The sequence below is a fragment of the Mycobacterium sp. genome, from assembly GCF_052143115.1.
In the GTDB taxonomy this organism is placed as follows: Bacteria; Actinomycetota; Actinomycetes; order Mycobacteriales; family Mycobacteriaceae; genus Mycobacterium.
The window spans coordinates 1-22,945 of sequence record NZ_JBKQTQ010000005.1 but is presented as its reverse complement, the minus strand read 5'-3'; the positions used below and the strand labels follow the sequence as shown (position 1 = coordinate 22,945).

Here is a 22,945-nt window from a genome sequence, read left to right as displayed (position 1 = left end):
GCTGCCCGGCGTTGGCGTGTGGCCGCCAGCTTGTTGACGGCCGCGCTCGTGGCGGCCGCGCCGGGCACATTAACGGCTTGCTCGGGAAGCGCCGCCGGGCAGATCGACTACATCGTCGACGGCACTCTGGTCACCTACAACAGCACCACCGTCACCGGCGCCGCCTCGGCGGGAGCGCAGGCTTTCGCGCGCACACTCACCGGATTCGGCTACCACGGCCCCGACGGTCAGGTCGTCGCCGACCACGACTTCGGCGCGATATCGATGGTCGGTGGTTCACCGCTGGTGCTCGACTACCAGATCGCCGACAACGCCGTCTACTCCGACGGTAAGCTGGTCACCTGCGACGACCTGGTCCTGGCGTGGGCGGCCCAATCCGGTCGGTTCCCCGGCTTCGACGCCGCCAGCCAGGCCGGCTACCTCGACGTCACCGCCATCGACTGCCAACCGGGACAGAAGAAAGCTCGAGTGTCGTTTGACCCCGACCGCAACATCATCGACTACAACCAGCTGTTCGCAGCGACCACGATGATGCCGTCGCATGTCATCGCCGACGAGTTGGGGATTGACGTCACCGGGGCGCTGATGCGCAACGACCTGCCGGCGATCGGGCGCATCGCGCAGCTGTGGAACACCACATGGGACCTCACACCCGGCATCGAGCCGGGCTCCATCGCCAAGCACTTCCCATCGTCGGGGCCGTACAAGATCGAATCGGTGTTGGACGGCGGCGCGGTGGTGCTGGTCGCGAATGACCGCTGGTGGGGGCCCAAGCCAATGACCAAGCGGGTCACGGTGTGGCCGGAGAAGGTTGACATCCAGGATCGCCTCAACGACAAAAGCGCCGACGTCATCGACGTCGCGGACGGATCGTCGGGAACGTTGGCCACCCCGGACAACTACCGTCGCACCGATTCGCCGTCGGACGGCATCGAGCAGTTGATCTTCGCGCCGCATGGCCCGCTTTCGGATGTCCCGGCGCGCCGAGGGCTGGCGTTGTGCACACCGCGTGATGTCATCGCGCGCGACGCCCGGACGCCGATCGCCAATGCGCGGCTGCACACCGCGGCCGAAGACGCCATCGGACGGGCGGAAAACGTCGTCGAGGCGGGCCAGTTCCTGAAGGCGAACACCGACGCCGCGCGCGCCGCATTGGGCGGGAAGCCGCTGACCGTGCGGATCGGCTATCGGGCGCCCAACGCGCGGCTGGCCGCCATCGTCGGCGCAATCGCCAAGGCCTGTGCCCCAGCCGGTATCACCGTCTCCGACGTCACCTCCGACTCCACCGGCCCCCAGACGCTGCGAGACGGGAAGATCGACGTCCTGCTGGCCAGCACCGGCGGCGCGACCGGCAGCGGTTCAACCGGGTCGTCGGCGTTGGACGCCTACGCCCTGCATACCGGCAACGGCAACAACCTGCCCGGGTACACCAACGGTCAGATCGATGGGATTATCAGCGCGCTCGCGGTGTCGGCCGACCCCGCCGAGTTGGTGCGGCTGCTGGCTCAGAGCGCGCCGGTGCTGTGGAACGATATGCCGACGTTGCCGCTGTATCGTCAGCAGCGGACCTTGTTGGCGTCGAAGAAGATGTATGCCGTCAGCAGTAACCCCAGCCGCTGGGGCGCCGGCTGGAATATGGACCGATGGGTCCTGGTGCGGTGACGACTGAGGGCGCCGATTCGGTGGCTGACCTCATTGCATCGTTGACCCGGGAGGTCGCAGATTTCCCAACGGCCGGAGTCGAGTTCAAGGATTTGACGCCGTTGTTCGCCGACCGCCGGGGGCTGGCGGCGGTGACCGATGCGTTGGCCGGCGTGGCGTCCGGTGCTGACCTGATCGCCGGTATCGACGCCCGCGGATTCCTGATCGGCGGCGCCCTCGCCGCTCGTCTGGGCACCGGCGTGCTGGCCATTCGCAAGGGCGGCAAGTTGCCGCCGCCGGTGCGCGCCGAGCAGTACCAGCTCGAATACGGCACCGCCCGCCTCGAGATTCCCGCCGAAGGGATCGAATTGGCCGGTCGCAGCGTTGTCATCGTGGACGACGTGCTGGCCACCGGAGGGACGGTGGCGGCCGCGCACAAGTTGCTCGAGCAAGCCGGCGCCTTGGTGACGACGGCCGCGGTGGTGTTAGAGCTGGCAGCGCTGGGCGGTCGTGACCTGGTCGCCCCGCTGCCGGTGCACAGCCTGCGCGTCATGTAGCCCCGCGCCCAAATGTGCCGGAGCAGCGGGGCAATCAGAATTGAGCGATATCCTTGAATGGCGGAGGTGACGATCTTGACGGACGAGAAGGGCACGGCGGTCCAGCCGCCCACCGAACCGCTGCAGGTCGCCGACATTCCTGCGACGCCCGAGCCCGCGATAAGTCTCAAGACGTCGAGCAGTGCCTCGCGTCGGGTCCGGGCCCGGTTGGCGCGGCGGATGACCGCCCAGCGCGGCGCGGTGAGCCCGGTGCTCGAACCACTGGTGGCGGTACACCGCGAGATCCATCCAAAGGCTGACCTCTCGTTGCTGCAGCGGGCCTACGAGGTCGCCGAGCAACGGCACGCCAGCCAGCTACGACATTCGGGGGACCCGTACATCACCCACCCGTTGGCCGTGGCCAACATCCTCGCCGAGTTGGGCATGGACACCACCACGCTGGTGGCCGCCCTGCTGCACGACACCGTCGAGGACACCGATTACGCGCTGGACGCACTGTCCACGGATTTCGGTGAAGAGGTCGGCCATCTCGTCGACGGGGTGACCAAGCTGGACCGGGTGGTGCTGGGCAGCGCCGCCGAGGGCGAGACGATCCGCAAGATGATCACCGCCATGGCGCGCGATCCGCGGGTGCTGGTGATCAAGGTCGCCGACCGGCTGCACAACATGCGCACGATGCGCTTCCTGCCGCCGGAGAAGCAGGCTCGTAAGGCCCGCGAGACGCTGGAAGTCATTGCGCCGCTGGCACATCGGCTCGGTATGGCCACGGTCAAATGGGAGCTGGAGGATCTGTCGTTCGCGATCCTGCATCCCAAGAAGTACGAGGAGATCGTGCGGTTGGTCGCCGGACGGGCCCCGTCGCGCGACACCTATCTGGCCAAGGTGCGTGCCGAGATCGTTGCCACCCTCAACGCGTCGAAGATCAACGCGGTGGTCGAGGGACGGCCCAAGCACTACTGGTCGATCTATCAGAAGATGATCGTCAAGGGCCGCGATTTCGACGATATCCACGATCTGGTAGGCGTCCGCATCCTTTGCGACGAGATCCGGGACTGTTACGCCGCCGTCGGCGTGGTGCATTCGCTCTGGCAGCCGATGGCGGGCCGGTTCAAGGACTACATCGCCCAGCCGCGCTACAGCGTGTACCAGTCGCTGCACACTACGGTCGTCGGCCCGGAGGGCAAACCGCTGGAGATCCAGATCCGCACCCGCGACATGCACCGCACCGCCGAATACGGCATCGCTGCGCACTGGCGCTACAAAGAAGCCAAGGGCCGCAACGGAGTTCCACATCCCCTCGCCGCGGCCGAAATCGACGACATGGCCTGGATGCGTCAGCTGCTCGACTGGCAGCGAGAGGCGGCCGACCCCGGCGAGTTCCTGGAATCACTGCGTTACGACCTTGCGGTACAAGAGCTTTTCGTATTTACCCCGAAAGGCGATGTGATCACGCTGCCGACCGGCTCAACGCCGGTGGACTTCGCCTACGCCGTGCACACCGAGGTGGGCCACCGATGCATCGGCGCCCGGGTGAACGGCCGATTGGTGGCGCTGGAACGCAAGCTGGAAAACGGCGAAGTCGTCGAGGTCTTCACGTCCAAGGCGCCTAATGCCGGGCCGTCGCGGGACTGGCAGCAGTTCGTGGTGTCACCGCGCGCCAAGACCAAGATCCGCCAGTGGTTCGCCAAGGAGCGCCGCGAGGAGGCGCTGGAGTCCGGCAAGGACGCAATGGCTCGCGAAGTTCGCCGCGGCGGACTTCCCCTGCAGCGCTTGGTCAGCGGCGGGTCCATGGCCGCAGTGGCCAACGAACTGCACTACGCCGACGTGTCCGCGCTCTACACCGCAGTCGGCGAGGGCCATGTATCGGCCAAGCATGTGGTGCAGCGGCTGCTGGCCGAGCTGGGCGGCATCGACCAGGCCGAGGAGGACCTCGCCGAGCGGTCCACTCCGGCGACGATGCCGCGGCGCCCGCGCAGCACCGACGACGTCGGGGTGGCGGTGCCCGGTGCCCCGGGCGTGCTGAGCAAGCTCGCCAAGTGCTGCACACCGGTGCCCGGCGATCAGATCATGGGATTCGTCACCCGTGGCGGTGGCGTCAGCGTGCACCGCACCGATTGCACCAACGCCGCGTCGTTGCAGCAGCAGGCCGAGCGCATCATCGAGGTGCACTGGGCGCCGTCGGCGTCCTCGGTGTTTCTGGTGGCCATCCAGGTCGAGGCGCTCGACCGGCACCGGCTGCTGTCGGACATAACGCGGGTGCTGGCCGACGAGAAGGTGAACATCCTCTCGGCGTCGGTGACCACATCCGGTGATCGGGTGGCGATCAGCCGGTTCACGTTCGAGATGGGCGACCCCAAGCATCTGGGGCATCTGCTGGACGTGGTGCGCAACGTCGAGGGTGTCTACGACGTCTACCGGGTGACATCTGCCGCCTGAGCGGCCCGACCGGGCCGACCTCTTACCGTCGGTATTACGGTAAGTGATATGGCGTCGGACAGTGACCAGATGGCCGCGGCCGGACAGCGGGCTCTCGTGATGGGAGCGAGCGGCAATGTCGGTGCGTGCGTCACCCGTCACCTGGTGTCTGCCGGTGCCGATGTCCGGGTCCTATTACGAAAGTCGAGTTCTACGAAGGGAATCGAAGGGCTCGACGTCGAGCGGCACTACGGCGGATTATCCGACACGGCGGACGTCGCCGCCGCCATGTCTGAACGCGACGTGGTGTACTACTGTGTCGTCGACGCCAGGGCGGAGCTGAGAGATCCCGCTCCGCTGTTCGAGACCAACGTCAACAGCCTTCGCAAAGTACTCGACGTGGCGATGAAGGCGAATCTGCGGCGGTTCGTCTTCCTGAGCACGATCGGCACCATCGCCATCGGCAGGAACGGCGAAACCGTTGATGAGGACACGCCCTTCAACTGGTCCGACCAAGCCGGCAGTTACATCGCCTCACGGCGCCAGGCGGAGCAGTTGGTGTTCTCCTACGTGGCAAAGCACGGGCTGCCCGCCGTGGTGGCCAACGTCTCCAACCCGTACGGGCCGCCCGACTGGCAGCCCCGACAAGGGATGTTCGTGCAGCTCGCCGCGCTCGGAAAACTGCCGTTCTATATCCGCGTCGTCGGAGCCGAAGTGGTCGGTATCGACGACGTCGCCGACGCGCTGCTGCTGGCGGCCGAACGGGGACGAATCGGCCAGCGCTACATCATTTCTGAGCGTTATATGACGCATCGTGAACTGGTGACCATCGCCGCGGAGGCAGTTGGTGCGCGGCCGCCACGCCTGGGTGTCCCGATGGCAATGGTTTACGGGTTCGCGCATGTGTCGGACGCCGTCGGCGCGCTATCCCACCGTGACTTCCCGATCGGCAGCCAGAGCGCCCGGCTCATCGCGCTGACCTCGCCGGCCAGCCATGCCAAAGCCACACGTGAACTCGGCTGGTATCCGACGCCCACCGAACACTTCATCCAGCGCGCAGCCCAAACTTATGTAGACAGAGGCGGATTGGCCGCCGCCGAAAGGTAGCGCCTCAGCTCAGGCTCGCCGACGTGATGGTGACGGTGGTGGCGGGCGCACCGTCCTGGCCACCGCCGGCGACGCCGGCCGCGGCGATCTTGTCCACTACCGCGAGGCCGGTGGTGTCGATGGTGCCGAAAACGGTGTATGCGGGGGGCAACAGCGAGTCCCGGTACACCATGAAGAACTGGCTGCCGTTCGTGCTCGGTCCGGCGTTGGCCATCGCCAGCGTGCCCCGCGGATAGACGACGGGCTTCTTCAGCGCCGGATCGCGGGGTGGGTACTGATTGGCCGGGTATTCGTCAGCGAACTGATAACCCGGCCCGCCGGTGCCGTCACCCTTCGGGTCACCACACTGCAACACCGACAACCCCGGCGACGTGGTCAGCCGGTGGCATTGGGTGTCGTCGAAAAACTTCTGCCGCGCCAGGCTGACGAAACTGTGCACCGTGCAGGGTGATTCGTTATTAGCAAGCTGCAGGCCGATCTTGCCCCGATTGGTGACGATGTCCAAGTCGACCGGAGCGGGAGTGGTCGCCACTTCGCCGGTCCGCGGTGGCTTCACCGCTTTGCCGGCGGCGTCGGCGGACCGCGGGTACAAGCAGTCGGCGCCCACGGCGGGGGAGGGCACGAATGGCGGCAGCTTCGGGACGGCCGGACGTGCCACCGGGGCCGAGGTGGTCGTAGTGGTGGTAGCGGGGCTGCTCGAGGCCGCGGCGGTGCTGGTGGGGGCGGCCGACGATGTCTCGGTCGCGCTGCGATCCGAGGTTGTGGCGGTGATAATCACCAGCGCGATCACACCGAAGAGCGCCGCAAGCACTGCGGCCAATCCACCGACAATGGCTAGCGTGTGCCCTCGGTCGGCGGATTGTGCAGACGGGCCTGGCTCCACCATCCTCGGCCGCGGGGTGGCCGGTGATCCGGGCGGCGGTGGCGGCGGGCTCGGCGGTGGAATGAAACGATTGTCCAGCGCTGCTGTTGCGGCCTCGGCCAGCTGCGATGCCGTCTGGTAGCGGGCCTGCGGGCTTTTGGCCATACCCGCGGCGATCACTGCGTTGAATGTCGGCGGTATGCCGGGGGAGGATGTCGAGGGTCGCGGCGGTGGGGCGGTCAGGTGCCCGGCGCGTTGTTCTTCGAATGTGTCTCCGGGATAAGGCTGTTGCCCCGTCAAGCATTTGTGCAATACACAGGCGAGCGAATACACGTCAGCGCGGGAATCACCTGCGCCGCTGAACCTTTCGGGTGCCGAGTAGGCGCCGGGGATATGGCCCATGCTGGCCTTGGCGGTATCGGTGGGGCTGCGCGCGAGCCCGAAATCGGTTAGGTAGACGAAATCTCCTGGCGCGATCAAGATGTTCGACGGCTTGACGTCGCGATGGACCAGTCCCACCCGGTGGGCGCTCTCAAGTGCCGCGGCGAGTTGCGCGATGATCGCGACCGCGCGTGCGGGAAGTATTCGGCCGCCTTCGTTTCTGATGGCGCGACCGAGGTTGCTGCCGTCGATCAGCCGCATGTCCACGTACAGTTGACCGCCGATCTGGCCACAGTTGTGGATGGGCACCACGTGCGGGTTGTTGAGGCCGGCCGCCGCGGGTACGTCGCGGCGGAACTGTTCGAGAAATTCTGGATCCTCGCCCAGGTCCGGCGCCAGCACTTTGACGGCGACTACCCGGTCAGTAACGGTGTCATCGGCTCGGTAGACTTTCCCCGATGCGCCACGGCCGATTAAGTCGAGCAGCTGGTAGCGCCCGAACGTCGTCACCTCCACAAAGAATTCTCCTGTTAGCGTGCGGCCAGCCGCGATTCAACCGACCATAGACGGCCGAGGCCGCCGACGGCTCGATCAGTCCATCCGCACCGACTTGATCGTGACTTGGATGGTTGGTTGGCCGTCCTGACCGCCGCTGGCAACGCCGCCCTTGGCGATCTTGTCCAGGGTAGCCAGCCCGTCCTGTTGAATCTTGCCGAAGACGGTGTATTCGGGTGGCAGCTGAGTGTCCTTGTACACCATGAAGAACTGGCTGCCGTTGGTGTTCGGTCCGGCATTGGCCATGGCCATGGTGCCGCGCGGGTAGATCACCGGCTCGTGCACCGCGGGTTCGTCAGGCTTGTACTGGTCGGTCGGATATTCGTTGGCGAACTGATAGCCGGGCCCGCCGCTGCCGTCGCCGGTCGGGTCACCGCACTGCAAAATCGACGATGTCGGCGAGGCGGTGAGCCGATGGCACTGAGTGTTGTCGAAGAACTTCTGCTGCGCCAGGCTGACGAAACTGTTGACAGTGCACGGTGACTCGTTGTTGGCGAGCAACAGGCCGACGTTTCCTTGATCAGTGACCATGCTGACACTGACCTGCGCCGGGTCGGTGGGCACCTTGCCTTGCCTCGGGGGGTTCACCGGCTTGCTGGCCTGTTCCGCCGAAGGCTCGTATTGGCAGTTGGCGCCGAGATCAGCGGCCGGTTTGAACGGCGGCAACGGCGGTATGCCCGACGATGTGCCGGGAACGGCGCTGGTGGTCGAGCTCCCGGCTGCCGAAGCCTGCTTGTTCTTGTGCTCGTTATTGGTCAGGACGACCGTTGCTATCACCGCGACAACGACGACCGCCGCCGCGACCGACCCTGCGACGATGGCCAGCGTCCGGCGACGACGGGCCTGCTGAGCGCGGCGTTCCAGCTGTCGTTCGAGTTTGCGCCTGGCCGTCGCACGTCGCTGTTCGTTGGTCGGCACCGCCGATGTCCCTCCGTGGTTGTCTGCTGAGTCAGCAAAGAGTGTGCCAGTTGACGCTGGATAGGGGTGGCGCGACCCGTGCTCGCGGGGCACGATGGCCCGACTTTCCCCCGCACGCGGGGGGACCCCCACCTCCGCCGACTGCGTCGGCCGCATCGTCGTCGGGCGGCATGGGAAACTGGAGATCGTGTTCATCACCGGATTTCCCGCCGGGTTGCTGCAGTGCAATTGCTATGTGCTGGCGCCGCACCCCGGGGCCGACGCCATCGTCATCGACCCAGGCCAGCGTGCGATGGGCCAGCTGCGGCGCATTCTGGACAAGAATCGGCTGACTCCCGCGGCGGTGCTGCTCACCCACGGTCACATCGACCACATCTGGTCCGCGCAGAAGGTGTCCGACACCTTCGGCTGCCCCGCATACATCCATCCCGAGGACCGGTGCATGCTGACCGAACCCATCAAAGACTTCGGCCCGCGGCTGGGGCAGCTGCTGCTGGCGGCGATATTCCGCGAGCCCAAACAGGTCATCGAGCTGGATCGAGACGGTGACAAGATCGACCTCGGCGGGATCAGCGTCACCGTCGACCACACGCCCGGCCACACCCGGGGATCGGTGGTCTTCCGAGTCGCGGATGCCGGGGACGACAAAGACGATAAATACCTAGTGTTCACCGGCGACACCCTGTTCGAGCGCTCGGTGGGCCGGACCGACCTGTTCGGTGGCAGCGGCCGCGACCTGATTCGCTCGATCGTCGACAAGTTGCTGGTGCTCGACGACAAAACGGTGGTCCTGCCCGGCCACGGCAATTCCACCACCATTGGCGCGGAACGGCGCTTCAACCCGTTCCTCGAAGGCCTGAGCCCATGAGCGACTTCTCGGCGTTCTCCGCGCCCAGAGGCGTACCGGACTACGTCCCGCCGGATTCGGCTCGGTTCGTCGCGGTGCGGTCTGCGCTGCTCGATGCCGCCCGCCGGGCGGGCTACAGCGACGTCGAGCTCCCGATCTTCGAGGACACCGCGCTGTTCGCGCGCGGGGTGGGCGAGTCCACCGACGTGGTGACCAAGGAGATGTACACGTTTACCGATCGCGGCGACCGCTCGGTGACGCTGCGGCCGGAGGGCACCGCCGGGGTGGTGCGTGCGGTGATCGAGCACCGCCTGGACCGGGGCGCACTGCCGGTCAAACTGTGTTACGCGGGCCCGTTCTTCCGCTACGAGCGGCCCCAGGCCGGCCGGTACCGCCAGATGCAGCAGGTCGGTGTGGAGGCCATCGGTGTCGACGACCCCGCGCTGGACGCCGAGGTGATCGCCGTCGCCGACGCCGGTTTCCGCTCGCTGGGCCTGGACGGGTTCCGGCTGGAAATCACCTCGCTGGGCGACAACTCTTGCCGTCCGCAGTATCGGGAACTGTTGCAGGACTTTCTATTTCAGCTCGACCTCGACGAGGAAACCCGCAAGCGCGCCGAGATCAACCCGCTGCGGGTACTCGACGACAAGCGTCCAGAAGTCAAGGCGATGACCGCCGACGCACCGGTGATGCTCGACCACCTCTCCGATGTGGCCAAGCAGCATTTCGAGACCGTGCTGGCGCACCTCGACGCCGTGGGCGTGCCGTATGTCATCAACCCGCGGATGGTCCGCGGGTTGGACTACTACACCAAAACCACCTTCGAGTTCGTGCACCCTGGCTTGGGTGCCCAGTCCGGCATCGGCGGCGGCGGTCGCTACGACGGTCTGATGCGACAGCTCGGCGGACAGGACCTGTCGGGCATCGGGTTCGGTCTCGGCGTGGACCGCACGCTGCTGGCGCTGCGGGCCGAGGCCAAGGACGTCGGAAAGATCGCCCGGTGCGACGTGTTCGGAGTGCCACTGGGTGAGCAGGCCAAGCTGCGGCTGGCGGTGTTGGCCCGGCAGCTACGGGCCGCCGGTGTGCGCGTCGACCTGGCCTACGGCGACCGCAGCGTCAAGGGCGCGATGCGTGCCGCCGACCGGTCCGGTGCACGCCTGGCGCTGGTCGCCGGTGACCGCGACATCGAAACCGGGACCCTCGGCGTGAAGGATCTGACGACGGGTGAGCAGGTCGACGTCGCGATGGATTCCGTTGTCGATGAGGTGCTCGCGCGGCTAGGTCACTGAAATCTCTTTTGCCACTTTGGTTTCAGTGGTTCATAAGCAGTGATTTTTGTCGGTCGCCGGCGATAGTATTCGAACATGTGTTCGAGTAGTCGAGAAGAGATCGTCGGAGCCTTTGACGCGCTCGAGGCCGACCTCGACCGCGCGTTGGAGTTGTCCTTCGACGCGCTGACCACTCGGGAGCGGCTGGCAATGTTGCAGCGCTGCGAGAAGATACGCCGCCAGCTGCCGGCCGTCGAACACCCCTTGATCAACCAGATCGGAGAGCAGGCCGACGCGACCGAGTTGGGCGGCAAACTGCCCTCGGCATTAGCCAACCGACTGCGGATCACTCGCGCCGAAGCATCGCGGCGCATTCACGAGGCCGCCGATCTGGGCCAGCGGAAGGCGATCACTGGCGAACCACTGCCTCCGCTGCTAACTGCCATCGCTTCAGCGCAGCGGGACGGGCGGATCGGGCCTGCCCACGTAGCGGTGATCCGCGGCTTCGTTCACCGGCTGCCCGACTTCGTCGACGCGGAAACCCGTCACAAAGCTGAGGCCCAGCTTGCCGGGTTGGGCGGCGAACATCGCCCCGACGAGTTGAGCAAGCTGGCCGACAAACTCGCCGATTGCCTCAACCCGGACGGAAACTTCACCGACGACGACCGAGCTCGGCGGCGGGGTCTCACCATCGGCAAGCAAGGCTTCGACGGCATGAGCCCGATCACCGGATATCTGACTCCCGAGGCTCGCGCCACCCTCGACGCCGTCCTCGCGAAACTGGCCGCACCCGGCATGTGCAATCCGGGTGACGCCACACCATGTGTGGATGGCACACCCGCACAAGACGCCGTCGACACCGACGGCCGCAGCGCCGCGCAACGCAACCACGACGCGCTCAACGCGGCCGGACGGGCTCTACTGGCCTCCGGTTGCCTGGGTCAACACAATGGGCTGCCGGCCAGCATCATCGTCACCACCACCTTGCGCGAACTGGAGGCCAAGGCCGGCAGGGGGCTCACCGGCGGCGGATCGCTGCTACCGATGAGCGACGTCATCCGGCTGGCCTCCCATGCCCATCATTACTTGTGCATCTTCGACAAAGGCAAAGCGATCGGGCTCTACCACACCAAACGGCTGGCTTCACCCGGTCAGCGAATAGTGCTCTACGCCAAGGACCGCGGCTGCTCGTTTCCCAATTGCGATGTCCCGGGCTACTTCACCGAAGTTCACCACGTCACGCCCTACGCCAAGTGCCGCACCACCGACGTCAACGATCTGGCGCTCGGCTGCGGCGGCCACCACCCACTGGCCGAACAAGGCTGGACCACACGGAAAAACCAACACGGCGTCACCGAATGGATCCCACCACCGCATCTTGATTACGGCCAGCCTCGCGTCAACACCTACCACCACCCCGAAAAACTGCTGCGCGACGACGAAGACGACGACGAACCCTAAAGGACGTCTAGCCAGGCAGCCCTTGGACGAATTGCGCCAACGCCGTGCCGATTTCGTCCGGGCTGTCCTCCTGGATGAAATGCACGCCGGGGACGGTGATTTCGGTCAGGTTCCGCCAGCTGCGGACGTAGTCGCGGATATGCCCGGTCACGATCGCGCCGGGGTCGGCGTTGATGAACAGCTTTGGCACGTCGCTTCCCGCGAGCCAGCTCCGATACTCGTCGACCACGGCGACGACCTCGGCCGGCTCGCCGTCGATCGGGATGTTTCGCGGCCACGACAACGTTGGCCGCCGGTCCTCTCCGGCGTTGGCGAACGGCCGCCGGTACTGGTCCATCTCCTCGCCGGACAGCCGTCGCCGGATGGCGCCGGGCAGCACGGCCTCGACAAAGATGTTCTGCTCCAACACCATTGACTCACCGTTGGGGGAGCGGAAGCCCTGGAACACGCCTCGCACGCTCTCATGGAAGTCCGACCACGTCATCGGAGTGACGATCGCCTCCATGAACGCAATGCCGGCCACTCGGTCGCGGTGCCGGTTAGCCCAGTCGAAACCCAGCGCCGATCCCCAGTCGTGGAGCACCAACACCACCCGATTACCGATATCGAGGGCATCCCAAAGTCCAAATAGGTACTCACGCTGTTCGGCGTAGTAATAGCGGTCAGGGCCCGACGGGTTGAGCTTGTCCGACCCGCCCATCCCAATCAGGTCACACGCGACCAGTCGGCCCAGACCTTCCAGATGCGGCATTACGTTGCGCCACAGATACGACGAGGTGGGGTTGCCGTGCTGGAAAACGATCGTCGTGCCGTCGGGACCGCGGCCCTCGTCGACATAGGCCATGCGCTTACCGCCGATCTCCCGATAGCGCAGCTTTCCATACGGTTTGGCGCTCAGCATCACTTTCCTTCTTTCCCAGCGAGTCTGATTGCCGCCCCACGCGCAACCCGCAAAATCCGTGTGGAGAACTGCCGGTCGGCCACCGCGCGGGCGAGCGACAGCCCGCCTACGCACACCGCCATCAGGGCGATCGCATCGTCGAGCCGCTGATCGTCGGCATCGTCTTCACCGCAAATAGCAGCCAGCGAGCCGCGCAGTTCGCGTTCGTAGACGGCGCGGAAATCCTCCGATGCGCGCGCGGCGTCGGCGCCCACGGCGGCGAATGCGCAGCTGGTCGACAGGTCGTTTCGGTGAGCCGGGGTGAGGTAGCGCTTGGCCAGACTGGCCAACCGGTCAGCCCAGGATTCGTCTCGCATCGGCTCGATCCAATGTCGCCGTCCGGTGGTGATGGCATAAGCGAACGCGGTATTGGCCAACTGCTCCTTGGTGTCGAAATGCGAGTAGAACGCGCCATGGGTGAGGCCGGCGTCTCTCATCACCGGGACGATCGCGGCGCCATCGAGGCCTTCTTCCCGCAGGCGCCGCGCTGCCGCATAGAGAATCCGGTCCAGCGATTCCTGCTTGCTCCGAGCGCGCTTGGTAGCCGTTTTTCGCATGATCAGCATCACGTTAGTCGCATGACGCACATCATGCGAGCTCCGTGGGCGATCAGCCCCGGTTGTGCTTGACCTTGTTGAACGGCACGCCGCGATCGGCGGCGTATTCGCGCGGAAAGCCCAGTACCCGTTCGCCAATCACGTTGCGCGCCATCTCGGTAGTGCCGCCGCCCAGCGCTGCGGTCTGCCGGGACAGGTAGCGTTCGCCGACGAAGAGCAACTCGGCAGGCCCGTCGACGACGCCGGCGCTGCCGGCAATCTCTAGTGCGGTATCGATCTCGAGCGCAACTTCCTCGGCCTGGAAAAGCCGGATGAGCGAACCGGCCGTCGACGGGAGTGAACCGTCCAGCACGCCGCGGTAGACGTGGTCGATCAACTGCTCCCACACCGCGCGGTGCGTCAGCGCCCGGCCGGCTGCTTCGCGCACGCGTTCGTTGTCGGCCAGCTCGGCCGCTCGGATCATCGCGGGATAATCAGGCGGCTGTTCTTGGTTGTTTTCGCTGCCGCTGCCGCTGGCGAATTCCGAGCCGCCGCCGACGGCGCGCCGCTCGTGATACAGCTGGCGGGAGGCCACCTCCCAGCCCTTGTCGACCTCGCCGACCACCGCATCGTCACTGAGCTCCAGGTCGTCGAAGAACTCCTCGCAGAACTCGGTCGATCCGTTGACTTGCTTGATCCGGCGCAGCGTGATGCCCGGGCTGTCCATCCGCACCAGAAACATCGTCAGGCCTTCGTGCTTGGGCACATCCCAGTTCGTCCGGGCCAGCAGCAGGCCGTAGTCGGCGGCGAAGGCTCCGGTGCTCCACGTCTTGGCGCCGTTGACCACCCACTTGTCGCGGCGCCGCTCGGCGCGGGTGATCACACCCGCCAAGTCCGAGCCGCCGCTGGGCTCCGAGAGCAACTGGACGAGCACCTCGTCGCCGCGCAGCGCCGCCGAAATGTGTTGCCGCTTCTGGTCTTCGCTGCCGGTGTCGAGGATCGTCGCACAACAGATGGTGAATGTCGGGACATTCAAAATCAGCGGCATCTCGTAGCGGGCGCTTTCGGCATCGAAAGCCTTCTGATACTCGATGTCCAGACCGAGCCCGCCGTACTCGGTGGGAAAGCAAATCCCGGCGAACCCGCCGTCGTAAAGCCGCCGCTGTAACTCGCGGACGTGCTGCCAGGATTCCTCGTCGCCGCGGTCGGCGTAGGGCGGATCACTCGGATTGTCGATGCGCGGCATGGTGTCGGCGAGCCACCTGCGGGCGCGCTCGGCGAATGCGGCTACCGTTTCGGTGGCGCGCGCCGACGCCGTCTCGGTCATGACGGCAGCTTGCGTGAATGCATATGACATCTCCGGAGAGTCGTACTGGCCTGAAACGGTAATGACGTTACCATTCGGGCGCTCGCAATGCCCTGCGCGGTCAACCGAGCACGGCGCAAATCGTTTCGGGGCTACCTGTGTAGCTGCGGTCGGAGCTGATCGCCTGTTCAGGGGTGAGCGCTTTGGCGGCTAGTGCCAGCGCAGTTTCCGGGGTAGTCCGCAAGACGGCCCGCGTACCGGCGGGGACTTCATCGAGCAGTTCGACTCGAGGCCCGTCGTTCGCGATAGTCGGTGAGCAACGCAGACAGTGCCGGCACCAACCACCGTGGGTCGAATGAGTCGTTGCGGCGCCCAGCCGCCATCAGTGGCGTTAAAGTCCAATTGTTCTTGTAAAGCAATGGCGGTGGTGTCGGATGTCGATGGGATCGTCCGGTACGGCGATGCGGCCGGCATGGGTTGACGACGACCTCTTTCCGTTCGAAAGCCGGTTCCTCGAATTGGGCGGCAATGTCGTCCATTACATCGATGAAGGCCGTGGGCCGATCCTACTCATGCTGCATGGCAACCCCACCTGGTCATTTGTCTATCGCGACGTGATCACCAGGCTGTCAGGGTCGTTTCGGTGCATCGCGCTGGACTATCCGGGGTTCGGACTGTCGACGCCAGCGCCTGGATATCAGTTCCATCCCGGCGACCACGCGCGGGTGGTAAGCGAGTTCGTCGACCGTCTCGATCTGCGTGATGTCACCTTGATCGCGCAGGACTGGGGCGGACCGATCGGCCTGAGTGCCGCGTTGCAGCGCCGAGATCGCTTCTCCGGTCTGGTAGTAGGAAACACCTGGGCGTGGCCGGTGAACGGAGATCTCCATTTTGAGGTGTTTTCCCGCTTCATGGGTGGCCTGGTTGGCCGACAGCTCATCCGGCACTTCAACTTCTTCGTCAATGTCATGATCCCTGCCGGTCACCGGCGCAGACGGGTTACCGGGGCAGAGATGGCCCACTATCGGCGGGCCTTACCCACACCGCAACGGCGCAGCCCGTGCGCCGTTTTCCCAAAAGACATCACCGCGGCCAGCGCATTCCTCACTGACCTCGAACGCGGCCTGACGGCGTTGGCCGACCTGCCGACCTTGATAATTTGGGCCGATGCTGACGTCGCTTTCCGCGAAAAGGAACGTCGCCGTTGGGAATCTGTCATGCCCCGGCATCACACCGTCGTGCTCGCCGGTGCCGGACACTATCTACAGTCCGACGCTCCAACCGATTTCGCCAACGCCATCATCGCGTGGTGGAACCAGCGATAGTCGCGCGTCCCAGCGGTCGGCCTGCTGTTATCCTGCTGCGGCCCCGCCGTCCGCGGTGGAAGTCACCACGACGGGGACGGTGCTTGCGCCGGCGTTTGACGCGATGACCAGTTCGGGTGCGTCCGGCGCGGAGACAACCTGCCCGCCGGTGACGCTCACCTCGTAGCCATTCGGGAACTCGACGGTCGGCACCGAGATGGTGGTCTGCGAGCCGGTGGGGAAGCTACCCAGGCCGTCGGCCTCCTCGGTGGAGTAGGTGAAGTCGAAGGTGCCATTGTCAAACGACCAGGAAGTCGGGGTGCCCGAAATCACTTGCGGGTAGGGCTCGGCGAGCGTGTCCAGGTTCGCGGTGTTGACGTTGCTGCGGACCGGTAAATCCTCCGGGTTGTACACCAGCGACTCCGAGCTCGGTGGCGACACGGTAGTGGTGATATCGCCTTGGCTGGAGTAAGCCCACTCCGTCCATCCGATCAGGTTTCCGTTGGCGGCTTGCATCGAGGCGTTGATGCCAGTCTCGTCGCTGCTGGCTCCGAACTAGGTCATGAATGCCGGGATTCCCTGTGCCTGAGCGTAACTCAGCGCGTTGTCGGCGATGTCGTTGACGTTCGGTATGCAACCCAGCGCCCCGAGGTCAAACTCGCAATAGTCGTGGAAAGAGAAGACGGTGCCCGTGCCCACATCCGCACCCAGCGTGGGGTCGATGCTCGAGAGGGAATTGAGGATGGGGTCGAGGATCGCGTCGAACTCGTCGGCGTTGGCCGCCCGCGCGGTGAACCACGGCGTCGTGCCGACGGCCAAGAATGCCCCCGCGGTTAACCCAGACCCACGACACGACAACGCCCGCGCACCCGTGGCTTGCGCGGCTGACGATCTACTCCGATGGTGCGACGACGACCCAGGTGGCCCTTCCTGCGACACGCTGTGGCTTTGAGTCGGGCGCGATTCAACCTAACAAATTACTGAGAAGCAATCCGGATTTTGCTGAAGTAATCATGTGCCGCCCATGAGTAAGCGGTACCGCGAGGTCCTTGATGACGGTTAGATCTTCAAATAGCCCTTGTCGGCGGGGATCTGAGCCGCCGTGACCAGCGATGAGGCATCGCTGGCCAGCCACACCACAATGTCGGAGATCAGGTCCGGATCGGCGAGCGATTCCGTCGGGAGCGCGCCGGGGGAGAAGCTGTGGATGTAATTCGGGTGGTCTTGGAACACCTGGTACATCGAGACGTCGTTGCCCATCGGGGTGTCGGTGCCGTAAGGGTGCACGGAGTTGACCCGGATGCCGAACTCGCCGAGCTCGACGGCAAGCGAGTTGGTCAGCCCGACCACCCCGAACTTGCTGGCGCAGTAGTGGCCGCAGCCGGGAACGGCCTTGATTCCCGCCGCCGAACTGATCGTGATGATCGACCCGCCGTTGCCGGCCTCGATCATCGGCGGCACCACCGCCTTGATCGTGTTCCACAGCCCGGTCAGGTTGATGTCGAGGGTGTCCTGCCACTGTTCGGCCGAAATCTCCCACAGCCGGCCCCAATTGAGCACCCCGGCGTTGGCGACCACGATGTCCAGGCGGCCGAACTGTTCGATGGCGTCGCCAACCACGCGCTGCTGCCCGACCGCGTCGCGCACGTCGACTTCGGAGGCGAGCATCTTGCGTCCCGCTCCTTCCACCAGATTCACCGTTTCCGCGAGGTCCTCCGGCTGCGACGGGGGATAGCCGTTGTGCGCGGTGACCGGTCCGCAGGCGTCGATCGCGATGATGTCGGCCCCGGCCCTGGCCAGCCTGATGCAGTGCGAGCGGCCCTGTCCGCGGGCGGCGCCCGTGACGTAGGCGACCCTGCCGGCCAACGGGAGATCAGTAGTCGTCATACCGGCAAGCGTAGGAAACACTCAGCCGCGGCGGGGCCGAGTGAGGGTGAACTCTTCGACCACGCTGATCGCTCCGTAGGGGCCGTTGACCGCGTAGTGCGTCGCCTTGATCGACGTGTTGCCGCCCGGTGAGCCGGGGTCAACGTCGAATGCCACAAAACCGTAAGGGTTTTCGCGGTCGCGAAACGCCGACCACGGCGCGTCCTCCACCACATAGATCGGCGCCTTGCGCCCGATCGTCGGATCGAATAGCCCGACTTCGGTCAGCACGCGGCACCGGGGCTGCGGGAAGAACGTGGTGTTCGAGGGCGACGATGTGCCGCCACCGCCGATGACTAGGTGCACCGTTCCCTTGCTGGTGTCGATGACGTCGGCGCGGGTTTCGACCGGGATCGGCGTTTTGGTTTCGGTGTCTTGTGTTCCCCGCACCGGATGCGAGCGTTCATAGTGATGCTCGTGACCGCACAACACCAGGTCGACCTGGTACCGGTCGAACAGCGGTAGCCATTCCTGCCGGATGCCCAGGTCGGCACCGTTGGTGTGATCGGCGGTGGAAATCGCCGTCTGGTGCATACAAACGACCACCCAGTCGACTCGCGGGTCGGCTCGTGCGTCGGCGAGTTCGGTTTCCAGCCAACGCTTCTGCGAGCCACCCGAGTAGCCGTGCAAGTAGAAGTTGCCGGCGTCCTGGAAGCAGACGTCATCGTTGTTGAGGCTGATCACTCGCACCGAGCCGGCGGTGAACGAATACCACAGGCCGCGGACCTCGGCGTCGGATCCCGAGTCGGGCACATCGAAGTAGGTCTGGTAGGCGGCGTAACCGACCGGACCATTGCCCAATTCGTTTTCATGGTTGCCCGCCGCCGGCATCCACGGCCGGTAGCGGGCTGAGCGCGTGTTGTTGTCGAACCAGTCCGACCAGGTGCGGATGCGGTCATGCGCGAGATTGGCGTAGCACAGATCGCCGTTGACGAGGTTGAACAGCGGACCGAGACGTTCGATTGCCGTCGTGGTGTCCCCGGCTGCCGGCGATCCGAGGTTGTGGATGTTGTAGATGGGGTTTTTGAATTGGCCCAGTGTCGGGATGGCCTGGTCTCCGAAACTTGTGAAGCGCAACGGTTTCCGTCCGGACGGCGCGGTCCGGACGGTCCCCAGCTCGGGGTTGGTGCCCTCGTGCACCGCGGCGTACACGTAGTCGGTGTCGGGAACCAGTTTGTCGATCCGGGCGTGGTTGACGCGAACTTCGGTCTTGGAGATCGCGTCACGGTAGGTCCGGATCTCGGCTTGCACGACGCGGCCGAAGCCGGACGTCGGCGTGCCGACCATGACCCGCGGGTTGCGAACCGCGTCGGTGGTGTGCCATGAGACGACGACTTCGGTGGACGCATCTTTGCCGAATTGCAGATGCAGGCCGCCGACCGGTTGCGCGCCGCTCTGATCGGGCCGGGTCCACAGGCTGGGTCCGCGGCCCGGCGACCCAAGCAGCGCAACGGCAGCCGCGCCGGCGCCTGCACCGACGATGGCCGCCGCCGCGCCCGTCGTCAGTAACGTCCGGCGGCTGATTCCTGACGGTGATTCCGGCTGTTCGCCCATGCTTACTTCATACCGGCCGCCGAGCGTGGGTACGTCGACGGCAGCTCGCGGGCCACCCGCGGCGCCTGGCCGCCTACGGCACCAACGGCACGCGCCACAGCGGCATACCGGGATCGATAAACCACAGCCGTATCGCTGTCACGCGCAGGATCCGCACTACGCCACTGATCATGATCACCGCGAGCGGTAGGTTGCCGAGTGCGGCGGTCAGTACCGGTAAAGCCAAATCCCGTCCCGGGCCGGCGGTCACGATGTCGAACCAGGCATCACAGATCAGCAAAACCCCCGTCGTGAAGGCGGGCAGCACCACCAGTTGGCGACCCAGCCAGCCCAGTACCGCGGTCGCGGCCATGAACACGATGAGCAGACAGTCGAAGCCAATCCAGGTTGCCGGCCAGTTTTGGGCAATAGTTCGCGGGCAGGTTAAAGGCGAGGTAGACGATCCACGGGATCAACCCGATCACCCCGCCCACCATCAAGGTCAACCGATTCCGTCGCGTGCGATGTGCCACCAGCGGTGGATACACTTCCTCAAGCGGACGCTGCAGCCGCTGAATCAGGTCGCGCCGTTCAGCAGGCGACATCGCCGCGATGCGGGCGTCGGACAGCACACCATCGCTGCAGCCAGTCATGACTCTTGAGTATCGCCCACGACCGCAAAAACGACGCGGCGTGCGCACTGCGCGCAACAGGCCGGCGCCGACGCGGTGATGATCGTGCCGGCGTCGCACTGGAAGCTTTCGAACCGCGAAATTTTTGGCATTTTCTCAGCATTGGCGATGCGATCCGGATTTTGATCATGTGTACAACAACCCGGCCACAAGCGGGGTCGATATGAGCCCGGAACTGTTGGTGCGGATGTTTGAGACCATCGACAACCTCACAATGGTCAAAGGGTCCGCTGGCGACCTTTCCCGGATGCAGCGCGTCGACTAGCTCAGCGGCGGCCGGCTGCCTTTCTGCAACGGCATTAATCCGCTGGTGTTGGACGCGCTGCAGGCAGGGGCCGCCGGTTGGTGCACGGTCGGGCCGTGTCTGCGCCCACAGCCCTGCATCGACCTGTACGGCACAGTACGCGCAGGCGAATTGCCAAGGGCACAAGCCATTTACGCTGAGCTCAAGCCGCTGTTGGAGTTCGTCGTGGGCCACCATGGCGGAGGCCGGCCTGGGGCTGCTGGGCGCCGGCGTTGGGGATCCGAGTCGACCCTTCCCACCGCTTGACGACGAGGGCCGCGCTGCGCTGAAGAAGCTGCTGACCGACGCCTGACCGCGTGGGCGAGTGCGATGCGGATTCGTGCGCTCCGGTTCTTCCTGAGAAGATCCTGTTACGCGCACGAAAAAATCTATCGCGAGCGGATTGTCTTTGGATTTTTTCAGCAAAGCACGCGCGTTCGTGATTTACGATTGGCCGACCGTTATGCGCCTGAGTGAACGCTCTTCGAAAAGGTTAATTGAATTAACCGTTGCGAACAGCTGACCGGGGGCTTGACGTCTTCTGAAGGAGGTCGGAGGGTGTCGTTCGTAACTACGCAGCCGGAGGTGCTGTCGGGGGCTGCGGGGACGTTGTCGGGTATCGGTGATGCGATGGTGGCCCGGAATTCGGCCGCGGCGGCGCCGACGACGGGCTTGGCGCCGGCGGCGTCGGATATTGTGTCGGCGATGACGGCGGCGCAGTTCGGCAAGCAGGGCGTGGCGTATCAGCAGGTCGCCGCTCAGGCGGCGGAAGTGCATGAGCAGTTGGTTGCCGCGTTGCGCTCCGGCGCGGGGGCGTACGCGTTGACTGAAGCGGCGAATGCGGCAGCCGCAGGCTAATGGGGGCTTGGGTCGATGAGCTTTATGGTGTTCCCGCCTGAGGTTAATTCGGCTCTGATGTTTTCCGGGGCGGGGTCGGGGCCGTTGATGGCGGCGGCGGCGGCCTGGAATGAGTTGGCCGCCGACCTGGAGAGCACGGCCAGCTCGTATCAATCGGTGATCGCGCAGTTGACCGGTGGACCGTGGTTGGGTCCGTCGTCGGCGCGGATGGCTTCGGCGGCGGCGCCGTTCATTGCGTGGTTGCAGGGCAGCTCGATCCAAGCTGCGCTGACCAGTGGTCAGGCCAGCTTGGCGGCCGCTGCCTATGAGAGTGCGTTTGCCGCCACGGTGCCGCCGTCGGTCATCGCGGCCAACCGGGCACTCTTGGCGGCGTTGGTTGCCACCAACTTCTTGGGTCAAAACACTCCGGCGATCGCGGCCACCGAGGCTCTCTACATGGAGATGTGGTTCCAGGACGGCCTGACGATGGATACCTATGCGGTGACATCCCAGCAGGCCGCCGTGTTGCCGCAGCAGACTCCTGCGCCGACGACAAGCGATGGTGGGGCGTCCGCGGATGCTGCCGCGGCCAGCCAGTCGACGGCGAATTCGGCCGGCTCGTTGGGCACCGACTTGGAGGGGCTGCTCAATGCCTACCTGGGAAACACCAGCGGCGGGAATACATTAACGAGCGCTTGGACGAACATTCTTGGCGATCTTGGCGTACCGACGAGTTTGGACTCGACGTTATTGAGCGTGCTGGGTAGTTCCGGTGTCGGTTCGGCGACGGATTCGATTCTTCCGGTTCAGGCGGTCTACTACACGACGATGATGGCCAGCATGCCCGCCCGCATGTTGATCAGCATGGCCAACTCGATGAACGCCAGCCAGGCGATGCAGGCGAGCAATCAGGCAATGCTGGCCGATGTCTCCGCGCTCGTCGACGCCAAGATGAAAGCCGTGATGGGCGGCATATCCGGCCAGCTGCGGGGGTTTGGGTCGGCGATCAGCGCGCAGCTGGCGTCGGCGCATCGACTGGGCGGGCTGTCGATACCGAATGGCTGGGCCAACTCGGCGCCGGAGATGGCGTCTCGCGCGGCCCCGGTGTTGCCCCAGACCAGCGTCAGCCCGACGGCGTCGAGCCTGCCCAACAGCCCGTTCACCCAAGCACTCATGGGTTCGCTCAGCGGGCGCGGTGTGGGCACCCAGGCCGCCAAGACAGCCCCCGTGAGAGTCGAAACCCGCACGCCGGCCGGCGGCTAAGGGCAGGGGATGCCTTGCCGCACAACGTATTAACACTGAAATGACACCGAGGTAAGGGAGACAGGGATATGCCTACGCGTTTTATGACTGACCCGCATGAGATGCGGTCGATGGCGGGCCGTTTCGATATGCACGCCCAGACGGTGGAAGACGAGGCCCGCAAGATGTGGGCATCGAGCCAAAACATCGCCGGCGCCGGCTGGAGCGGTACCGCCCAGATGACGTCCTACGACACCATGGGCCAGATGAACCAGGCCTTCCGCAACATCGTCAACATGCTGCACGGGGTGCGCGACGGACTGATCCGCGACGC

20 protein-coding genes and 3 pseudogenes are annotated in these 22,945 nt (G+C 65.3%); 12 read left to right on the top strand and 11 right to left on the bottom strand.

Going from position 1 to position 22,945, the window contains the following annotated elements; translation table 11 throughout:
• The first annotated feature begins 18 nt into the window (after positions 1-18).
• From ACLQI9_RS00335 to ACLQI9_RS00320, 4 genes are all read left to right on the top strand, one after another.
• A complete protein-coding gene (locus ACLQI9_RS00335) occupies positions 19-1,662 on the top strand; it encodes an ABC transporter substrate-binding protein (RefSeq protein WP_442383647.1) in 1,644 nt (547 codons plus the stop codon).
• Positions 1,644-2,198 carry an adenine phosphoribosyltransferase gene (locus ACLQI9_RS00330; RefSeq protein WP_442383649.1) on the top strand — a complete coding sequence of 185 codons (555 nt, stop codon included), beginning with the start codon at positions 1,644-1,646 and terminating at the stop codon, positions 2,196-2,198. The genes ACLQI9_RS00335 and ACLQI9_RS00330 overlap by 19 nt, the downstream gene beginning before the upstream one ends.
• Positions 2,199-2,273: 75 nt before the next feature.
• Entirely contained in the window at positions 2,274-4,634 is a 2,361-nt protein-coding gene (locus tag ACLQI9_RS00325) for a RelA/SpoT family protein (RefSeq protein WP_442383681.1), read from the top strand.
• Between the two features lie 48 nt (positions 4,635-4,682).
• The gene (locus tag ACLQI9_RS00320) at positions 4,683-5,720 is read left to right on the top strand and encodes an NAD-dependent epimerase/dehydratase family protein (protein WP_442383651.1); all 1,038 of its coding nucleotides are present in this window, start codon (positions 4,683-4,685) and stop codon (positions 5,718-5,720) included.
• A gap of 4 nt (positions 5,721-5,724) precedes the next feature.
• Here the strand turns inward: ACLQI9_RS00320 and ACLQI9_RS00315 are convergent, their stop codons facing one another.
• From ACLQI9_RS00315 to ACLQI9_RS00305, 3 genes and pseudogenes are all read right to left on the bottom strand, one after another.
• Complete coding sequence (locus ACLQI9_RS00315; RefSeq protein WP_442383683.1) at positions 5,725-6,606, bottom strand: peptidylprolyl isomerase; 882 nt, start codon at positions 6,604-6,606, stop codon at positions 5,725-5,727.
• 126 nt (positions 6,607-6,732) lie between these two features.
• Positions 6,733-7,473, bottom strand: a pseudogene (locus tag ACLQI9_RS00310) (serine/threonine-protein kinase); the annotation flags it as partial.
• A gap of 81 nt (positions 7,474-7,554) precedes the next feature.
• The gene (locus ACLQI9_RS00305) at positions 7,555-8,436 is read right to left on the bottom strand and encodes a peptidylprolyl isomerase (RefSeq protein ID WP_442383653.1); all 882 of its coding nucleotides are present in this window, start codon (positions 8,434-8,436) and stop codon (positions 7,555-7,557) included.
• Between the two features lie 187 nt (positions 8,437-8,623).
• On the opposite strand from ACLQI9_RS00305, the gene ACLQI9_RS00300 reads away from it, so the two are divergent.
• From ACLQI9_RS00300 to ACLQI9_RS00290, 3 genes are all read left to right on the top strand, one after another.
• Positions 8,624-9,304, top strand: coding sequence for an MBL fold metallo-hydrolase (locus ACLQI9_RS00300; RefSeq protein ID WP_442383685.1), 681 nt, complete (start codon positions 8,624-8,626; stop codon positions 9,302-9,304).
• Positions 9,301-10,572: a histidine--tRNA ligase gene (gene hisS, locus ACLQI9_RS00295; protein ID WP_442383655.1), complete on the top strand. Its 1,272-nt coding sequence runs from the start codon at positions 9,301-9,303 to the stop codon at positions 10,570-10,572. The genes ACLQI9_RS00300 and hisS overlap by 4 nt, the downstream gene beginning before the upstream one ends.
• 75 nt (positions 10,573-10,647) lie before the next feature.
• The gene (locus ACLQI9_RS00290) at positions 10,648-12,012 is read left to right on the top strand and encodes an HNH endonuclease signature motif containing protein (RefSeq protein ID WP_442383657.1); all 1,365 of its coding nucleotides are present in this window, start codon (positions 10,648-10,650) and stop codon (positions 12,010-12,012) included.
• A 7-nt stretch (positions 12,013-12,019) separates the two neighbouring features.
• Here ACLQI9_RS00290 and ACLQI9_RS00285 read toward each other — a convergent pair whose 3' ends face one another.
• Genes ACLQI9_RS00285 through ACLQI9_RS00275 form a run of 3 tightly spaced genes read right to left on the bottom strand, consistent with a single transcriptional unit; the run spans position 12,020 to position 14,815 of the window.
• Positions 12,020-12,913 carry a haloalkane dehalogenase gene (locus ACLQI9_RS00285; protein ID WP_442383659.1) on the bottom strand — a complete coding sequence of 298 codons (894 nt, stop codon included), beginning with the start codon at positions 12,911-12,913 and terminating at the stop codon, positions 12,020-12,022.
• Positions 12,913-13,509: a TetR/AcrR family transcriptional regulator gene (locus ACLQI9_RS00280; protein WP_442390713.1), complete on the bottom strand. Its 597-nt coding sequence runs from the start codon at positions 13,507-13,509 to the stop codon at positions 12,913-12,915. Before ACLQI9_RS00280 ends, ACLQI9_RS00285 begins: the two co-directional genes overlap by 1 nt.
• Positions 13,510-13,561: 52 nt before the next feature.
• Positions 13,562-14,815: an acyl-CoA dehydrogenase family protein gene (locus ACLQI9_RS00275; RefSeq protein WP_442383663.1), complete on the bottom strand. Its 1,254-nt coding sequence runs from the start codon at positions 14,813-14,815 to the stop codon at positions 13,562-13,564.
• A 413-nt stretch (positions 14,816-15,228) separates the two neighbouring features.
• On the opposite strand from ACLQI9_RS00275, the gene ACLQI9_RS00270 reads away from it, so the two are divergent.
• A complete protein-coding gene (locus ACLQI9_RS00270) occupies positions 15,229-16,119 on the top strand; it encodes an alpha/beta fold hydrolase (RefSeq protein WP_442383665.1) in 891 nt (296 codons plus the stop codon).
• 27 nt (positions 16,120-16,146) lie between these two features.
• Here ACLQI9_RS00270 and ACLQI9_RS00265 read toward each other — a convergent pair whose 3' ends face one another.
• From ACLQI9_RS00265 to ACLQI9_RS00245, 5 genes and pseudogenes are all read right to left on the bottom strand, one after another.
• A complete protein-coding gene (locus tag ACLQI9_RS00265) occupies positions 16,147-16,614 on the bottom strand; it encodes a hypothetical protein (RefSeq protein ID WP_442383667.1) in 468 nt (155 codons plus the stop codon).
• A 39-nt stretch (positions 16,615-16,653) separates the two neighbouring features.
• Positions 16,654-16,917, bottom strand: a complete 264-nt coding sequence (locus tag ACLQI9_RS00260; protein ID WP_442383669.1) for a hypothetical protein — start codon at positions 16,915-16,917, stop codon at positions 16,654-16,656.
• 240 nt (positions 16,918-17,157) lie between these two features.
• Positions 17,158-17,985, bottom strand: coding sequence for a mycofactocin-coupled SDR family oxidoreductase (locus ACLQI9_RS00255; RefSeq protein WP_442383671.1), 828 nt, complete (start codon positions 17,983-17,985; stop codon positions 17,158-17,160).
• A gap of 21 nt (positions 17,986-18,006) precedes the next feature.
• Positions 18,007-19,578: a purple acid phosphatase family protein gene (locus ACLQI9_RS00250; RefSeq protein WP_442383673.1), complete on the bottom strand. Its 1,572-nt coding sequence runs from the start codon at positions 19,576-19,578 to the stop codon at positions 18,007-18,009.
• Between the two features lie 73 nt (positions 19,579-19,651).
• Positions 19,652-20,210, bottom strand: a pseudogene (locus ACLQI9_RS00245) (hypothetical protein).
• An 18-nt stretch (positions 20,211-20,228) separates the two neighbouring features.
• On the opposite strand from ACLQI9_RS00245, the pseudogene ACLQI9_RS00240 reads away from it, so the two are divergent.
• The 4 genes and pseudogenes from ACLQI9_RS00240 to ACLQI9_RS00225 form a co-directional block, all read left to right on the top strand.
• Positions 20,229-20,845 (top strand): annotated as a pseudogene (locus ACLQI9_RS00240) (dihydrodipicolinate synthase family protein); the annotation flags it as partial.
• Between the two features lie 245 nt (positions 20,846-21,090).
• Complete coding sequence (locus tag ACLQI9_RS00235) at positions 21,091-21,390, top strand: PE family protein (protein ID WP_442383675.1); 300 nt, start codon at positions 21,091-21,093, stop codon at positions 21,388-21,390.
• Positions 21,391-21,405: 15 nt separating this feature from the next.
• On the top strand, positions 21,406-22,632 hold the full coding sequence (locus tag ACLQI9_RS00230) for a PPE family protein (protein ID WP_442383677.1): 1,227 nt from the start codon (positions 21,406-21,408) through the stop codon (positions 22,630-22,632).
• 68 nt (positions 22,633-22,700) lie between these two features.
• Positions 22,701-22,945 (top strand): WXG100 family type VII secretion target (locus ACLQI9_RS00225; RefSeq protein WP_442390711.1); only part of this gene is annotated, 245 nt, incomplete at its 3' end.

What these genes read in the sequence shown, in the direction of transcription:
- ACLQI9_RS00330 (WP_442383649.1), top strand. Translation starts at nt 1,644, where the DNA reads ATGGGTCCTGGTGCGGTGACGACTGAGGGCGCCGATTCGGTGGCTGAC.
- ACLQI9_RS00320 (WP_442383651.1), top strand. Translation starts at nt 4,683, where the DNA reads ATGGCGTCGGACAGTGACCAGATGGCCGCGGCCGGACAGCGGGCTCTC.
- ACLQI9_RS00315 (WP_442383683.1), bottom strand. Translation starts at nt 6,606, where the DNA reads ATGGTGGAGCCAGGCCCGTCTGCACAATCCGCCGACCGAGGGCACACG.
- hisS (WP_442383655.1), top strand. Translation starts at nt 9,301, where the DNA reads ATGAGCGACTTCTCGGCGTTCTCCGCGCCCAGAGGCGTACCGGACTAC.
- ACLQI9_RS00290 (WP_442383657.1), top strand. Translation starts at nt 10,648, where the DNA reads ATGTGTTCGAGTAGTCGAGAAGAGATCGTCGGAGCCTTTGACGCGCTC.
- ACLQI9_RS00285 (WP_442383659.1), bottom strand. Translation starts at nt 12,913, where the DNA reads ATGCTGAGCGCCAAACCGTATGGAAAGCTGCGCTATCGGGAGATCGGC.
- ACLQI9_RS00280 (WP_442390713.1), bottom strand. Translation starts at nt 13,509, where the DNA reads ATGCGAAAAACGGCTACCAAGCGCGCTCGGAGCAAGCAGGAATCGCTG.
- ACLQI9_RS00275 (WP_442383663.1), bottom strand. Translation starts at nt 14,815, where the DNA reads ATGACCGAGACGGCGTCGGCGCGCGCCACCGAAACGGTAGCCGCATTC.
- ACLQI9_RS00270 (WP_442383665.1), top strand. Translation starts at nt 15,229, where the DNA reads ATGTCGATGGGATCGTCCGGTACGGCGATGCGGCCGGCATGGGTTGAC.
- ACLQI9_RS00265 (WP_442383667.1), bottom strand. Translation starts at nt 16,614, where the DNA reads ATGCAAGCCGCCAACGGAAACCTGATCGGATGGACGGAGTGGGCTTAC.
- ACLQI9_RS00255 (WP_442383671.1), bottom strand. Translation starts at nt 17,985, where the DNA reads ATGACGACTACTGATCTCCCGTTGGCCGGCAGGGTCGCCTACGTCACG.
- ACLQI9_RS00250 (WP_442383673.1), bottom strand. Translation starts at nt 19,578, where the DNA reads ATGGGCGAACAGCCGGAATCACCGTCAGGAATCAGCCGCCGGACGTTA.
- ACLQI9_RS00230 (WP_442383677.1), top strand. Translation starts at nt 21,406, where the DNA reads ATGAGCTTTATGGTGTTCCCGCCTGAGGTTAATTCGGCTCTGATGTTT.